General features: G+C 64.2%; 14 protein-coding genes. 10 read left to right on the forward strand and 4 right to left on the reverse strand.

Annotation, left to right across the window (positions count from 1 at the left end):
• Positions 1-35 precede the first annotated feature (35 nt).
• The 3 genes from AC1KVE_RS04455 to ykgO all read right to left on the reverse strand — a co-directional run bounded on the left by AC1KVE_RS04455 (position 36) and on the right by ykgO (position 2,055).
• Entirely contained in the window at positions 36-1,070 is a 1,035-nt protein-coding gene (locus AC1KVE_RS04455; RefSeq protein ID WP_481091844.1) for an agmatine deiminase family protein, read from the reverse strand.
• Positions 1,071-1,361: 291 nt separating this feature from the next.
• Positions 1,362-1,691: a hypothetical protein gene (locus AC1KVE_RS04460; RefSeq protein ID WP_039515118.1), complete on the reverse strand. Its 330-nt coding sequence runs from the start codon at positions 1,689-1,691 to the stop codon at positions 1,362-1,364.
• A 238-nt stretch (positions 1,692-1,929) separates the two neighbouring features.
• On the reverse strand, positions 1,930-2,055 hold the full coding sequence (gene ykgO, locus AC1KVE_RS04465; protein ID WP_005913193.1) for a type B 50S ribosomal protein L36: 126 nt from the start codon (positions 2,053-2,055) through the stop codon (positions 1,930-1,932).
• Between the two features lie 172 nt (positions 2,056-2,227).
• On the opposite strand from ykgO, the gene cmk reads away from it, so the two are divergent.
• The 9 genes from cmk (at position 2,228) to AC1KVE_RS04510 (ending at position 12,556) form a co-directional block, all read left to right on the forward strand.
• Positions 2,228-2,911 (forward strand): (d)CMP kinase, encoded by a 684-nt coding sequence (cmk, locus tag AC1KVE_RS04470; protein ID WP_481091843.1) that lies wholly within the window; start codon positions 2,228-2,230, stop codon positions 2,909-2,911.
• A gap of 183 nt (positions 2,912-3,094) precedes the next feature.
• Entirely contained in the window at positions 3,095-4,780 is a 1,686-nt protein-coding gene (gene rpsA, locus AC1KVE_RS04475) for a 30S ribosomal protein S1 (RefSeq protein WP_016903550.1), read from the forward strand.
• 88 nt (positions 4,781-4,868) lie between these two features.
• Positions 4,869-5,180, forward strand: coding sequence for an integration host factor subunit beta (locus AC1KVE_RS04480; RefSeq protein WP_016903549.1), 312 nt, complete (start codon positions 4,869-4,871; stop codon positions 5,178-5,180).
• Positions 5,181-5,245: 65 nt separating this feature from the next.
• Positions 5,246-5,551 carry a lipopolysaccharide assembly protein LapA domain-containing protein gene (locus AC1KVE_RS04485; protein ID WP_024939214.1) on the forward strand — a complete coding sequence of 102 codons (306 nt, stop codon included), beginning with the start codon at positions 5,246-5,248 and terminating at the stop codon, positions 5,549-5,551.
• A 6-nt stretch (positions 5,552-5,557) separates the two neighbouring features.
• Positions 5,558-6,736, forward strand: a complete 1,179-nt coding sequence (lapB, locus tag AC1KVE_RS04490) for a lipopolysaccharide assembly protein LapB (RefSeq protein ID WP_016903547.1) — start codon at positions 5,558-5,560, stop codon at positions 6,734-6,736.
• Complete coding sequence (locus AC1KVE_RS04495) at positions 6,736-7,713, forward strand: MraY family glycosyltransferase (protein ID WP_481091842.1); 978 nt, start codon at positions 6,736-6,738, stop codon at positions 7,711-7,713. The genes lapB and AC1KVE_RS04495 overlap by 1 nt, the downstream gene beginning before the upstream one ends.
• A 13-nt stretch (positions 7,714-7,726) precedes the next feature.
• A complete protein-coding gene (locus AC1KVE_RS04500) occupies positions 7,727-9,634 on the forward strand; it encodes a polysaccharide biosynthesis protein (RefSeq protein ID WP_024939212.1) in 1,908 nt (635 codons plus the stop codon).
• Positions 9,634-10,527 carry a UTP--glucose-1-phosphate uridylyltransferase GalU gene (galU, locus tag AC1KVE_RS04505; protein WP_016903544.1) on the forward strand — a complete coding sequence of 298 codons (894 nt, stop codon included), beginning with the start codon at positions 9,634-9,636 and terminating at the stop codon, positions 10,525-10,527. Before AC1KVE_RS04500 ends, galU begins: the two co-directional genes overlap by 1 nt.
• A gap of 172 nt (positions 10,528-10,699) precedes the next feature.
• On the forward strand, positions 10,700-12,556 hold the full coding sequence (locus tag AC1KVE_RS04510) for a monovalent cation:proton antiporter-2 (CPA2) family protein (RefSeq protein WP_184456044.1): 1,857 nt from the start codon (positions 10,700-10,702) through the stop codon (positions 12,554-12,556).
• A gap of 127 nt (positions 12,557-12,683) precedes the next feature.
• Here AC1KVE_RS04510 and AC1KVE_RS04515 read toward each other — a convergent pair whose 3' ends face one another.
• On the reverse strand, positions 12,684-13,004 hold the full coding sequence (locus tag AC1KVE_RS04515; RefSeq protein ID WP_046342931.1) for a DUF1244 domain-containing protein: 321 nt from the start codon (positions 13,002-13,004) through the stop codon (positions 12,684-12,686).
• 49 nt (positions 13,005-13,053) lie between these two features.
• On the opposite strand from AC1KVE_RS04515, the gene folD reads away from it, so the two are divergent.
• On the forward strand, positions 13,054-13,938 hold the full coding sequence (gene folD / locus AC1KVE_RS04520) for a bifunctional methylenetetrahydrofolate dehydrogenase/methenyltetrahydrofolate cyclohydrolase FolD (RefSeq protein WP_039521785.1): 885 nt from the start codon (positions 13,054-13,056) through the stop codon (positions 13,936-13,938).
• Positions 13,939-13,984 lie beyond the last annotated feature (46 nt).

Below are 13,984 nucleotides of genomic sequence, written 5' to 3' on the forward strand. Positions count from 1 at the left end.
TGTAACACCGGCCTGCCGGCCGGAACAGGAGTGACTCAGGCAGCCAGCAGACCGGCGGGCAGCTGCATGGTCAGACAATGCAGGCTGCCGTTCTGCCAGATCAATGGGCGGCACGGCACCGGCACGATGACGTGCTGCGGAAACGCCTCGGCCAGTACCGCCTGCGCGCCCGCATCGGCCTTGTCGCCGTAAGCCGGCATCAGTACCGCACCGTTGACGATCAGGAAATTGGCGTACGAGGCGGCCAGACGCCGGCCCTGGTCCAGGATCGGCTCGGCCCACGGCAACACGAACAGCCGATACGGCTGCCCATCGGCCTTGCGCAACGCAGCCAGTTCGGCGCCCATCGCCTGCAGTTCGGTGTAATGCGAATCGCTGGCCACATCGCAGCCCTGGTAGACGATCGCATCCGGGCCGGCGAAGCGTGCCAGCGTATCGATATGCGCGTCGGTGTCGTCGCCTTCCAGATAGCCGTGATCCAGCCACAGCACGCGGTCCTGCGCCAGCCACGCGGCAAGATCGGCACTCAGCGAATCGCGTGTGCGCTGCGGATGCCGCTCGTGCAGGCACTTCCAGGTGGTCAGCAAGGTGCCCGCACCATCGGTCTCGATCGCGCCGCCTTCCAGCGCGAAGTCCACCGTCTGCACCTGCGAGGGCACAAATACCTGCGCCGCATCTAGCGAGGTGACCAGCTGATCGTCCAGGCTGGCCTCGAACTTGCCGCCCCAGCCGGTGAAGCGGAAATCCATCAGGCGGAAACCGCCGTCCTGGCGCAGTGTGATCGGGCCCGAATCGCGCAGCCAGGTGTCGTTGTAGGCCGCAACCACGAAGCGCACCTGCGCCATGTCCACCCGTGCCGAGCGCAGCCGCGCTTCCGCATAGATCTGCAGGTCGTCATCGGCCACGCACACGATCACCGGCTCGAAGCGGGAAATCGCCGTGACCAGCGCGATATAGGTCTCTTCCACCTCGGCAAGACGCTCGGCCCAATCGGTGCCCGCATGCGGCCACGCAATCAACACGGCGGACTGAGATTCCCACTCTGCAGGAAAGCGAACACTATCGGTCATAACTTGCAACTACCTAATCAATGCCAGGCAACGCCGGGCCGTTAATTCAATCCCCGCACATGGATGTGCGGGCTCTTGCGAGGGACTCGCCTTAAGTTGGCTCTTGCGAGGGACTCGCATCAAGTCGGCTCTTGCGAGGGACTCGCGTTGAATCGGCTCTTGCGAGGAATTCGCGTCGAATCGCCCCTTGCGAAGGACTCGCCTTACCGACTCGCAGCGATCGCTTCCCGCACACCATTGGATCAAATCACTGTTGCAGTCACCCTCCGATGGAACCCGAACAACCCGCGATCACTTGATCGGCGGCTTGGGCCCGATCTCGTTGGCATCGGCCTGGTTGGCCACCACGTCGATCACCCGGCTCTTTTCGAAGTACACGGTGAAGGCCGGATATACCCAGCGATGGATCGTCGGCCACTGGCGCTTCTGGCCACCGCGCGGCGCCAGCTTTTCCTGCGGCGCGCCATAACGGCCTTCGACCTGGCTCATGCTGTCGCCGCGCAAGGGCAGGGCAGCGGCAGGCTTCTGCTGTGCGCGGTCGATCAGCAGCGTATCGGCCGACGCAGCGGCACTGATCCCCATCAGCGCGATCAGCGGCAGGACAAACAAACGGTTGCGCATGTCATCTACTCCCCAGTGGACAAGATTCGGATGGTGATTACAGCAAAACCAGGGCCGGCGTGCTTGCTGATCGGTGGTACCCAACGCCGCGGCGTATGCCTGCCAGCGCAACCGTTACGCGGAGCCGGGCGGGCATCCGCGCAGTCCAGCCTGCATCAGGCAATCGTCGGCGCGAGCATCGGCCAAGAAAAAGCCGCCCGGAGGCGGCTTTCTCGGGTCTTGCACGCGCGGCGAAAGCTTAGCGCTGACGCGCCTTGAAACGCGGGTTCGACTTGCAGATCACGAAGACCTTGCCGCGGCGGCGGACCACCTTGCAGTCGCGGTGACGGGTCTTCGCAGACTTCAGGGAGGACAGGACTTTCATGGCACACCTCGGCGTAAACGGTTGGATTCGATGGAAGAGTGCCCGCAATCGAGGGTGCACCCGGAATTAAGCCGGCAATTCTAACCGGCTTTTCGTCGTGCTTTCAAGTGGTTGCATCGCAATCCCCGCGAGCGGCGCTACACTACCGCCTGATGACCTTCCGGAAACCTGAATGACCGACCTTTCGCCCGTCCTTACCATCGATGGTCCCTCCGGCGCCGGCAAGGGCACCGTGAGCCGGATCGTGGCCGCCCGGCTGGGCTGGCATTACCTCGATTCGGGCGCACTGTATCGCGCGGTGGGCGTGGCAGCGAGCTGGGCCGATCTGGATGTCTCCGATCCGGCTGCGCTGGTGCGCTGCACCTTCGACACCAAGGTGGAGTTCGATGATGCCGGCGAGGCAGGGCTGCGGGTGCTGGTCAATGGCGTGGACGCCACCGGCGAACTGCGCCTGGAGACCACCGGCGCACTTGCCTCGGCGATTGCGGCCATTCCCGAGGTGCGCAGTGCGTTGAAGGAACGCCAACGCGCATTCAGGCAGGCCCCCGGCCTGGTCGCGGACGGGCGCGACATGGGCACGGTGATCTTCCCCGATGCCGCCTTCAAGGTGTTTCTGACCGCCAGTGCCGAAGAACGTGCGGGCCGTCGCCATAAACAGTTGATGGAAAAGGGTGTTTCGGTTATCTTTGACGACCTGCTGCGCGAGATCATGGCTCGAGATGCCCGTGATGCGCAGCGGGTGGTGGCGCCATTGCGGCCGGCCGAAGACGCCGTGCTGATCGATACCAGCGGAATGGGGATCGAGGATGTCGTCCAGCGTGTGGTCGGGTTGTTAGCCGTTCGCACGTCGTCGTAAGCGTTCCGCAAGCGGGCATGTCCCGCCGACCGTAAGGCGTTCCAAGGCTCCGTCGCACATCCCGTGTGGCGGTTCTACTACTACTTAACCGACTCGCTGTCCGGAGTCGACCAACAGGCTGGGCGCTTGGCATCTGTCGCAATCGACGATCAACGCCCGTGTGTTCAACTGAGTAAAATTCAAATGACAGAATCTTTTGCTGAACTGTTCGAAGCCAGTCAAGCCAATCTGGCGAAGCTGAAGCCGGGCTCCATTGTCACCGGTACCGTCGTGGAAGTGCGCGGCGACGTGGTGGTGATCAACGCTGGCCTGAAGTCCGAAGGCATCGTGCCGATCGAGCAGTTCCGTAATGACGCTGGCGAGATCGATGTCGGCGTAGGCGACCAGGTCAAGGTTGCCCTCGATTCCATCGAGAACGGCTTCGGTGAGACCGTGCTGTCGCGCGAGAAGGCCAAGCGCGCAATGGTGTGGGACGAGCTGGAAGAGGCGTTGGAAAAGAACGAAACCATCACCGGCCGCATCAGTGGCAAGGTCAAGGGTGGTTTCACCGTGGACATCAAGGATGTCCGCGCGTTCCTGCCTGGTTCGCTGGTGGATGTGCGCCCGGTGCGCGACCCGGCCTACCTGGAAGGCAAGGAACTCGAGTTCAAGCTGATCAAGTTGGACCGCAAGCGCAACAACGTGGTGGTCTCGCGTCGTGCCGTGGTCGAGAGCGAGCACTCGGAAGAGCGCGAGCAGCTGATGGACAAGCTGCAGGAAGGCGCGATCCTGAAGGGTGTCGTCAAGAACCTGACCGATTACGGCGCGTTCGTGGACCTGGGCGGTATCGACGGCCTGCTGCACATCACCGACATGGCCTGGAAGCGCGTGCGCCATCCGTCCGAAGTCGTCAACGTCGGCGACGAGCTGGACGTGCGCGTGCTGAAGTTCGATCGCGAGCGTAACCGCGTCAGCCTCGGCCTGAAGCAGCTGGGCGAAGATCCGTGGGACAACATCGCACGTCGTTACCCGGCCAACAGCCGCGTGTTCGGCAAGGTCTCCAACGTCACCGACTACGGCGCATTCGTCGAGATCGAGCCGGGCGTCGAAGGTCTGGTGCACGTCTCCGAGATGGATTGGACCAACAAGAACGTCAACCCGTCCAAGGTTGTGCAGGTGGGTGACGAAGTCGAAGTGATGGTGCTGGATGTCGACGAGGAGCGTCGCCGCATCTCGCTGGGCATGAAGCAGGTTGCCGCCAATCCGTGGGAAACCTTCGCTGCCACCCACAAGAAGAACGACAAGGTGTCCGGCCAGATCAAGTCGATCACCGACTTCGGCATCTTCATCGGTCTGGACGGCGGCATCGACGGCCTGGTCCACCTGTCCGACATCAGCTGGAACACCACCGGCGAAGATGTCGTGCGCAACTACAAGAAGGGCGACACGCTGGAAGCCGTTGTGCTGGCAGTCGATCCGGAACGTGAGCGCATCAGCCTGGGCGTCAAGCAGCTGGAGCAGGATCCGTTCGGCCAGTACATGGCGTCCAACCCGAAGGGTTCGAAGGTCGAAGGCGTGGTGCGTGAAGTGGATGCCAAGGGCGCCACGATCGACCTGGCCGACGGCATCGAAGGCTACGTCGCTGCACGCGACATCGCCAACGAGCGTGTGGACGACGCGACCCAGCACCTGAAGGTCGGCGACAAGATCGAAGCCAAGTTTGTGGGCATGGACCGCAAGGGCCGCACCCTGCAGCTGTCGATCAAGGCCAAGGACGATGCCGAAATGCGCGAAACGCTGGAGGAATACCAGTCTTCGGCCGCATCCGGTGGCATGACCCAGCTGGGCGCGCTGCTGCGTGCACAGTTGAACAGCAACAAGTCCGAGTAAGCGCGTAGCGCTCGCAAGAGCGTGATGGATCGGCCCGGGCTTGCCCGGGCCGATTCCGATGTGTCAGTCGAAAAAAGCAAGTCTTCCCATGACCAAGTCCGAATTGATTGAAATCCTGGCGCGACGTCAAGCGCATCTGAAGGCGGACGACGTGGATCTGGCAGTCAAATCGCTGCTGGAAATGATGGGGCAGGCGCTCTCCGATGGTGATCGGATCGAAATCCGCGGGTTTGGCAGCTTCTCGCTGCATTACCGCCCGCCACGTCTTGGCCGTAATCCGAAGACCGGCGAGTCGGTCGCGTTGCCGGGCAAGCATGTTCCGCATTTCAAGCCTGGCAAGGAATTGCGCGAGCGTGTCAGCTCCGTGGTCCCGGTCGATCTGCTGGATGCGGCTGACTGAGGTCATTCTGCCGCTGCGTTTATGTCGGCTCGGTTAAGCTAAGCCTCTTTTGACGGAGTCTGGCCATGAAGGTGTTTCGCTTGCTGGTGATGTTGGCCTTCCTGCTGGTCGGTCTGATCATTGGTGCGGTCAATTCCCAGGACGTCACCCTCGACTTCCTTTTCTCCAGTGTGCACACGACCTCCGGAATCGCGATCATCGTCGCGCTGCTGGTCGGTGTGTTGATCGGCGCCGGCATGGTGCTGGTCAGCGTGGTCATTCCCCTCTATTCCAAACTGCGCCAGGCCAACAAGGCGGTTGCAGTCAGTCGCGCCGACGCCAGGCCCATTGCGCCTGCCGCAGTCGAGCCGCGCCCCTTTGATGGACTGTAAGCGCGTATGGACTTTCTGACCGAGTGGATCTGGTTCTTCCTGTTCGTGCCGTTGGCAGCGCTGGGGGGCTGGGTCGTTGGCCGCCGCGGTGGTCAACGCCACGGCGATACCCAGGTCAGTCGCCTGTCCAGCACCTACTTTCGTGGCCTGAACTATCTGCTCAACGAGCAGCCGGACAAGGCGATCGAGCTGTTTCTGCACATCGCCGAACTGGACAAGGAGACCTTCGAGACCCAGGTTGCGTTGGGGCATTTGTTCCGTCGCCGCGGTGAGGTCGACCGCGCGATCCGGCTGCATCAGGGCCTGGTGCAACGCGCCGACCTGACCGATCAGCAGCGCGTGCAGGCCTTGCTGGCGCTGGGCGAGGACTACATGAAGTCCGGCCTGCTGGATCGCGCCGAGACCGTGTTCACCGAACTGGCGCAACTGGATCAGCGTGCGCCGCAGGCGCTGCGTCACCTGATCGGCATCTATCAGGCCGAGCGCGACTGGGAAAAGGCGATCGACAACGCCACCCGTTACGAAGAAGTCACCGGCGAGCCGATGGGCAAGCTGATTTCGCAATTCGAGTGCGAGCTGGCCGACCGCTATCGTGGCCTGAGCAAGCCCGACGAAGCATTGCAGGCGATCGCGCGCGCCTACCAGGCCGATGGCACCTCGGTGCGCGCCGGCATTCTGGAGGGACGCATCGAAGCCGAGCGCGGACACGACGAAGCGGCAGTGCGCGCGTTCGAGCGCGCTGCGCGGCACGATCCGGAATACCTGCCGGAGATCATTCCCGCATTGATGGCGGCCTATCGCCGGGTCGGCGATATCGCCGGCGCACGTAATTTCCTGTCCGAGATGACCGAGCACTATCGCGGCATCGCCCCGGTGCTGGCATTGACCCAGTTGATGGAAGCCCAGGACGGTGTGGCACCTGCGTTGGCCTACCTGGGCCGCCAGCTCAAGGACCGGCCCTCGGTCCGCGGCGAATCGGCGTTGATCGACCTGACCCTGGCCGAAGGCAGCGACCCGGTCGGCACCTTGCAGGACCTCAAGCACATCACCGACCAGTTGCTGGTGCGCAACCCGAGTTACCGCTGCACCCGCTGCGGCTTCGGCGCCAAGACCCATCACTGGCAATGCCCGAGTTGCAAGGAATGGGGCACGGTCAAGCCGCTGTTGAACTACGCGGTGGTCTGATGCCGCAGGCCTGGCTGTGGTGGTGTCTGTTGCACCTGACGGTCGCGGCACTGGGAACCTGGTTGTTGCGACGTTACGCGCTGCATCGGCGGCTGCTCGATCATCCGGGTGAACGCCGCAGCCATGTGGTCGCGACCCCACGTGGCGGTGGCATGGCAATCGTGGCGGCGCTGCTGTCCGGGTGCGTGGCAGCCGGCGTGATCTGGCCGGCTGCAGGCCCGATTCTTGGTTGGTTCGCGGCGGGGCTGGTGCTGGTGGCCGGCGTGGGTTGGTGGGACGACCATCGTCCGCTCTCGGCCAGGCTGCGTTTTGCGATCCACCTATTGGCGTCGGTCATGCTGGGCTGGCTGGTCAGCCATTACACCGGCACGCTCTGGGATGGCGTGCTCACCGCCATGGCGTCGGTAGTGTTGATCAACGTCTGGAACTTCATGGACGGCATCAACGGCCTGGCCAGCAGCCAGGCGGCCCTGGCCGCGCTGGCCTTTGCTGCGGTCTTGCCTGGTGCCTGGGCGTGGGCCGGTCTTGCGGTCGCCGCGTCCTGCCTGGGATTTTTGCCGTTCAACTTTCCGCGTGCGCGCATCTTTCTGGGTGATGGCGGCAGTGGTGCGTTGGGATATGTGCTGGCTGCGCTGCTGGCGCTGACGGTGGCCAGCGGCCAGGTGAGCTGGTGGATCAGTTGGTTGCCACTGACAGCATTTCTTGTAGACGCCGGCTTCACGCTGCTGTCTCGCATGCTCGCCGGGCAACGGTGGTGGGAGCCACACGCCCAACATCTCTATCAGCGTCTGGCACGCAGGCTTGAGACGCACGTTCCGGTAACCGGTATTTATTTCGCTTTCAGCGTCGCCGTCGTCTGCTTGTATGTGTTACTTCGTCATGATGCAACTTGGCTGCAGGTATCCGGAGCCCTGGTATGGGGACTGGGTGCCACCGCAATCTGGCACTTCCTGCGCGATGGATTGCGCAATTCCTGAGTAACGGACTTTTATGATTTCCTGGCGTGACCGTTTGACCAAGGCCCTGCCGCAAGCAGCGGTGGTGCTGCATGACCTGTTGATGGTGTGGGTGTGCTGGCAGTTGCTGCATGCAGGCCGCTACTCCATGCTGCGCGAGGCTCCCGATCTGCCGTTATGGGATTGGCGCACCGCGGTGGTCCTGGTCGCGCAAGGCCTGGTGTTCTGGAAGATGGGCCTGTATCGCGGGCTGTGGCGGTTCGCCTCGGTGCCGGACTTGTGGAACATCTTCAAGTCGAGTTTTCTCGGCTTGGTCGCGATCGTGCTGGCGCTGTCCTATGACCGCCTGGACGGGGTGCCGTTGTCAGTGCTGGTGGTTTATCCCTTTGCCCTGTCGGCGCTGCTGGGCACGCCGCGGCTGCTGTATCGCGCCTGGAAGGATTACCAGATCGCGCACTCCGGCGATGCTGCGCAACGCGTCTTGATCCTTGGCGCAGGCCGTGCCGCCGAGGGTCTGGTCCGTGATCTGCGCCGCACCGGCGCATTCGTGCCGGTCGGCTATCTGGACGATGCCAACAATCTGCATGGCGCCAAGATCCAGGGCCTGAATGTGCTGGGCAACCTGGACCAGGCTGCAGCCATCGCCAAGGAGACGGCGGCCAAACTGCTGGTCATCGCGATCCCGTCGCTGGATGCCTCGGGCATGCAGCGCGTGGTGGCCATCTGCGAAAGTACCGGGCTGCCGTTCCGCATGGTGCCCAAGCTGATCAACGTGCTGGAAGGGCGCTCGTTGCCCGGCGAGTTGAAGGAGGTCGCGATCGAGGACCTGCTCAACCGCAAGCCGGTTACCCCGGATTGGCGCCTGATTCGCGACTGGTTGACCAACAAGACGGTGATGGTGACCGGCGCGGGTGGTTCGATCGGGTCGGAAGTCTGCCGCCAGTGCGCCCGGCACGGTGCGCGCCGCATCGTGCTGCTGGAAATCGATGAGCTGGCGCTGCTGACCGTCGATTCGGACCTGCGTCGGTTGTTCCCCGATATCGAGGTGGTGCGCGTGCTTGGCGATTGTGGCGACCCGGCGGTGGTCGCGCATGCCTTGAACACCGCGCTGCCGGATGCCGTCTTTCATGCCGCCGCCTACAAGCAGGTGCCGCTGCTGGAAGAGCAGTTGCGCGAGGCGGTACGCAACAACGTGCTGGCCACCGAAAACGTGGCGCGCGCATGCCAGCGCGCACGCATCGAGACCTTCGTCTTCATCTCCACCGACAAGGCAGTCGAGCCGGTCAACGTGCTGGGCGCGAGCAAGCGCTATGCGGAGATGATCTGCCAGAGCCTGGACGCGCGCGATGCGCCAACGCGCTTCATCACCGTGCGTTTCGGCAACGTGCTGGATTCGGCCGGCAGTGTGGTGCCGTTGTTCCGTGAGCAGATCCGCCAGGGCGGCCCGGTCACGGTGACCCATCCGGATGTGACGCGTTACTTCATGACCATTCCGGAAGCCTGCCAGCTGGTGGTGCAGGCCGCGGCCTCTGCCTCGCATGGCGCGATCTATACGCTGGACATGGGCGAGCCGGTGCCGATCCGCCTGCTCGCCGAGCAGATGATCCGTCTTGCCGGCAAGCAGCCCGGCAAGGATGTGGCGATCCTCTATACCGGCCTGCGTCCGGGCGAAAAGCTGCACGAAACCCTGTTCTATTCCGACGAAGACTATCGCCCAACCGCGCATCCCAAGATTCTGGAAGCCGGTGTGCGCGAGTTCTCGCACGAGCAGGTGTTGCAGCTGGTGACGCGCTTGCGTGAGGCGGTTAACCGTTACGACATCAAGGCGATGGAGACTGTGCTGGGCAGTCTGATGCCGGATTTTGCGGCTGCTCGACGGAAAGTCGACGCGCGATCTGATACGGTCGTTCCATTCCCCGCACGTGAGGTCAGAAGACTTTAATGAGCAAGCGTATTCGCAAGGCCGTATTCCCCGTCGCAGGTCTTGGGACCCGCTTTCTTCCGGCAACCAAGACGGTGCCGAAGGAAATGCTGCCAATCATCGACAAACCTTTGATCCAGTACGCCGTCGACGAGGCCATCCAGGCCGGTTGCGACACGCTGATCTTCGTGACCAATCGCTACAAGCACTCGATCGCCGACTACTTCGACAAGGCCTACGAACTGGAGCAAAAGCTCGAGCGCGCCGGCAAGCTTGAACAGCTGGAGCTGGTGCGGCATGCCTTGCCGGAAGGCGTGCGCGCCATTTTCGTGACGCAGGCCGAAGCGCTCGGCCTGGGGCACGCCGTGCTGTGTGCCAAGGCCGTGGTCGGTGACGAGCCGTTTGCGGTGTTGCTGCCGGACGACCTGATCTGGAACCGGGGTGCCGGTGCGCTGACCCAGATGGCCGATGTGGCCGAAGCCTCGGGCGGCAGCGTCATCGCCGTGGAGGATGTGCCGCACGACAAGACCGCCAGCTACGGCATCGTGGCCACGGATGCGTTCGATGGTCGCAAGGGGCGCATCAACGCCATCGTCGAAAAGCCCAAGCCGGAAGTGGCGCCGAGCAATCTGGCCGTGGTCGGCCGGTATGTGCTCAACCCGAAGATCTTCGAACTGCTCGAAGAGACCGGCGCCGGTGCCGGTGGCGAAATCCAGCTGACCGATGCGATTGCCGGACTGCTGCAGCAGGAAACCGTCGACGCCTACCGCTTCGAGGGCCGTCGTTTCGATTGCGGCGCGCATATCGGTCTGATCGAGGCCACCGTGCATTTCGCGCTCGAGCACGAAAAGCATGGCGGGCCGGCCAAGGAAATCCTGCGCACCGCATTGGCCGAGGCCGACGCGCGCGGCTGATTGCCTGGCCATCGCCTGCATCCACGAACGACGCCATCCGGCGTCGTTCGTCGTTTGGGGCCTCGCCGGGCGAGAACGCCGTGCCGCTGGCTGATCGACACGTCAGGCGGCTTTGCCAGCGTGGCACGCTGGTGCAAGTCCGTGGTACGTGCCTGCGGCTAGAATCCTCGGCATGAGCCAGCCTGCCGAATCCAGCGAACTGATCAACGTGGTGGCCTTGCTGGGCGCTGCCGTGGTCGCCATCCCGGTGTTTCGACGTCTGGGCCTGGGTTCGGTACTGGGTTATCTGGCCGCGGGTCTGGCGATCGGTCCGTTTGGCCTGGGCCTGTTCGATGACCCGCAGGCGATCCTGCACGTGGCCGAGTTGGGCGTGGTGATGTTTCTGTTCGTCATCGGGCTGGAAATGCGGCCGTCCCACCTGTGGAGCCTGCGCAAGGAGATCTTCGGCCTGGGGACGCTGCAGATCGCAGTGTGCGCGCTGGTGCTGACCGGCATCGGCCTGTTGCTCGGCTTCACGCCGCCGGTGGCATTCGTGGCCGCATCCGGCTTCGTGCTGACCTCCACGGCGGTGGTGATGCAGTTGCTGGCAGAGCGGGGCGATGTCGCCTTGCCGCCGGGCCAGAAGATCGTGGCGATCCTGTTGTTCGAGGACCTGTTGATCGTGCCGCTGCTGGCGATCGTGGCCTGGATGGGCGCCAGCGGCGACCCGCAGGTGGCCACGCAACGCTGGCAGGACATCGGCATCGGTCTGGCCTGCATCGTCGGCCTGGTGGTGGCGGGGCGCTGGCTGCTCAATCCCTTGTTCCGCATCCTGGCCGCGTCCAAGGCGCGCGAGGTGATGACGGCGGCGGCCTTGCTGGTGGTGCTGGGCGCGGCGCTGTTGATGCAGGTCGGCGGGCTGTCGATGGCGATGGGCGCGTTTCTGGCCGGTGTGCTGCTGTCGGAATCCACCTTCCGGCATCAGATCGAGGCGGATATCGAGCCGTTCCGCGGCATCCTGCTGGGGCTGTTCTTCCTGGGCGTCGGCATGAGCCTGGACCTGCATGTGGTTGCGGCGGACTGGCGGCTGATCGTGGCCGGTGTGCTGGCGCTCATGCTCGGCAAGGGCGTGTGCATCTACGTGGTGGCGCGGCTGATGCGCAGCGACCATCGCCAGGCGCTGGATCGGGGCGTGCTGATGGCGCAGGGCGGCGAGTTCGCCTTCGTGCTGTTCGCGGCAGCATCGGCGTCTGGCGTCATCGACGCGCAGGTCAACGCCAGCCTGACGGCAATCGTGGTGTTGTCGATGGCGCTGACGCCGCTGTTCGTGCTGTTGCAGCGACGGCTGACGCCGGCCGCCCAGCCGTCGCTGGAAGGCGTGGACGCCGTCAGTGGGCAGACCGGCAGCGTGCTGATCATCGGGTTCGGGCGCTTCGGGCAGGTTGCCAGCCAGTCGCTGCTGGCGCGCGATGTGGATGTGACCATCATCGATAACGACATCGAGATGATCCAGAGCGCGGAACAGTTCGGTTTCAAGATCTACTATGGCGACGGCACCCGGCTCGATGTGCTGCACGCCTCCGGGGCGCATAGCGCACGCGCGATCGCGATATGCATCGACAACCGCGGGGCGGCCAATCGCATCGTCGAGCTGGCAAGGCACGAGTTCCCGCACGCCAGGTTGCTGGTGCGCTCGTTCGACCGTGAGCATTCATTGCAGTTGGTCGCTGCCGGGGTGGACTATCAGATTCGCGAGACCTTCGAGTCGGCAGTGGCGTTCGGGCAGGCGGCCCTGGTCGAGCTGGGCGTGGACGAGGACGAGGCGGTCACCATCGCGCGCGAGATCCGGCGGCGCGATGCCGAGCGGTTCGAACTGGAGATTGCGGCCGGCAACACGCGTGCCGGCGCCGTGGCAGGGCTGATGTACGGCAATCTCACGCCGACCGTGCCCAAGCCCACGCCGTTCACCCCGCCGCGGCGGGAGAGCCGCACGCTCAATCCCGATGCGGTGCCGCAGGCCACTCAGCCCGAAGCCGTGACCCGCGACTGAGTCGTATGCGGCTGGCGGGCACCGAAGCGGGTTCGGCGCTGGGATTGCCTCGGCTGGTCGAGAAAAAACCTGGGGTGATAGAGCGGCCGGCACCAAGCTGCCGGCCGGAGCTGACAAGTCGACCGGCTCAGCCGTGCCGGCGTTGAGCGGCCGCGAAGGCTTCCAGTTGCTCGGGCGTGGCGTCTTTCTGGTGCTGCCGTTTCCAGTCGGCAAACGGCATGCCGTACACCGCTTCGCGTGCCTGCTCCTTGCTCATCGGCTGGCCGTGCGCTTCGGCGGCTTCGCGGTACCAGTCGCCCAGGCAGTTGCGGCAGAAGCCGGCCAGGATCATCAGATCGATGTTCTGCACATCCGGGCGCTGCTGGTTGAGATGCTGCAACAGACGGCGAAATGCGGCCGCTTCGATGGACGTGGTGATGGAATCGGGTGTCGAGGTGGTGTCGGTCATGACGGAATCGGGGACAATAGACGGCCTTCGACTCTACACCTGACGCCCCATGACCGTTTCCGCGCCAGCTGCCTCTGCTCCGGCCCGCCTTCTCGATGGTCGCCGCATCGCCGAGGAACTGCTCGACGGGCTGAAGCTGCGCGTGGATGCGCGCCTGGCCGCCGGCAAGACACGCCCCGGGCTGGCGGTGGTGCTGGTCGGCGGGGATCCGGCTTCGTCGGTGTATGTGCGCAACAAGCGGCGTGCCGCGGAAAAGGTTGGCATCGAGGCCTTCGATTACGATTTGCCGCAGGGCACCAGCGAGGCCGAACTGGCGCGGCTGATCGATCAGCTCAATGCCGACCCCAAGATCCACGGCATCCTGATCCAGCTGCCGCTGCCGGGCATCCCCGATGCCAATCGCCTGATCCAACGCATCGATCCGCGCAAGGACGTCGACGGCTTCCATCCGCAGAATGTCGGGCACCTGGCGCTGCGCGAGTTCGGCCTGCGTCCGTGCACGCCGCGCGGCATCGTGACCTTGCTGGGGCACACCGATCAGCCGGTGCGCGGCCGCAACGCGACCATCGTGGGCGTGAGCAATCACGTCGGCCGGCCGATGGGCCTGGAGCTGCTGATCGCCGGTTGCACGGTCACCAGCTGCCACAAGTTCACCCCGCCCGAGGTGCTGGAAGCCAGCGTGCGCAATGCCGACATCCTGGTGGTGGCAGTCGGTCGCCCGGGCCTGATTCCGGGCGAATGGGTCAAGCCGGGCGCAGTGGTGATCGATGTCGGCATCAATCGGCTGGACGACGGCCGCCTGGTTGGCGATGTCGGTTTCGACGCAGCGGTGCAACGTGCGGCCTGGATCACGCCGGTGCCGGGTGGAGTCGGGCCGATGACGGTCGCCACGCTGATGCAGAACACGCTGGAAGCGGCCGACGCGGCTGGCTGAGGCGCGTGTAACGCTGCATTGCAGTCGCGTTGTGTCTTCGTGAAGG

Source organism: Xanthomonas sp. NCPPB 2864, assembly GCF_056675615.1.

Bases quoted from the DNA above. Each gene is read 5' to 3' on its own strand.
- rpsA (WP_016903550.1), top strand. From the start codon at position 3,095: ATGACAGAATCTTTTGCTGAACTGTTCGAAGCCAGTCAAGCCAATCTG.
- cmk (WP_481091843.1), top strand. From the start codon at position 2,228: ATGACCGACCTTTCGCCCGTCCTTACCATCGATGGTCCCTCCGGCGCC.
- AC1KVE_RS04495 (WP_481091842.1), top strand. From the start codon at position 6,736: ATGCCGCAGGCCTGGCTGTGGTGGTGTCTGTTGCACCTGACGGTCGCG.
- AC1KVE_RS04460 (WP_039515118.1), bottom strand. From the start codon at position 1,691: ATGCGCAACCGTTTGTTTGTCCTGCCGCTGATCGCGCTGATGGGGATC.
- AC1KVE_RS04485 (WP_024939214.1), top strand. From the start codon at position 5,246: ATGAAGGTGTTTCGCTTGCTGGTGATGTTGGCCTTCCTGCTGGTCGGT.
- ykgO (WP_005913193.1), bottom strand. From the start codon at position 2,055: ATGAAAGTCCTGTCCTCCCTGAAGTCTGCGAAGACCCGTCACCGCGAC.
- galU (WP_016903544.1), top strand. From the start codon at position 9,634: ATGAGCAAGCGTATTCGCAAGGCCGTATTCCCCGTCGCAGGTCTTGGG.
- AC1KVE_RS04510 (WP_184456044.1), top strand. From the start codon at position 10,700: ATGAGCCAGCCTGCCGAATCCAGCGAACTGATCAACGTGGTGGCCTTG.
- AC1KVE_RS04455 (WP_481091844.1), bottom strand. From the start codon at position 1,070: ATGACCGATAGTGTTCGCTTTCCTGCAGAGTGGGAATCTCAGTCCGCC.
- lapB (WP_016903547.1), top strand. From the start codon at position 5,558: ATGGACTTTCTGACCGAGTGGATCTGGTTCTTCCTGTTCGTGCCGTTG.
- AC1KVE_RS04515 (WP_046342931.1), bottom strand. From the start codon at position 13,004: ATGACCGACACCACCTCGACACCCGATTCCATCACCACGTCCATCGAA.
- folD (WP_039521785.1), top strand. From the start codon at position 13,054: ATGACCGTTTCCGCGCCAGCTGCCTCTGCTCCGGCCCGCCTTCTCGAT.
- AC1KVE_RS04500 (WP_024939212.1), top strand. From the start codon at position 7,727: ATGATTTCCTGGCGTGACCGTTTGACCAAGGCCCTGCCGCAAGCAGCG.
- AC1KVE_RS04480 (WP_016903549.1), top strand. From the start codon at position 4,869: ATGACCAAGTCCGAATTGATTGAAATCCTGGCGCGACGTCAAGCGCAT.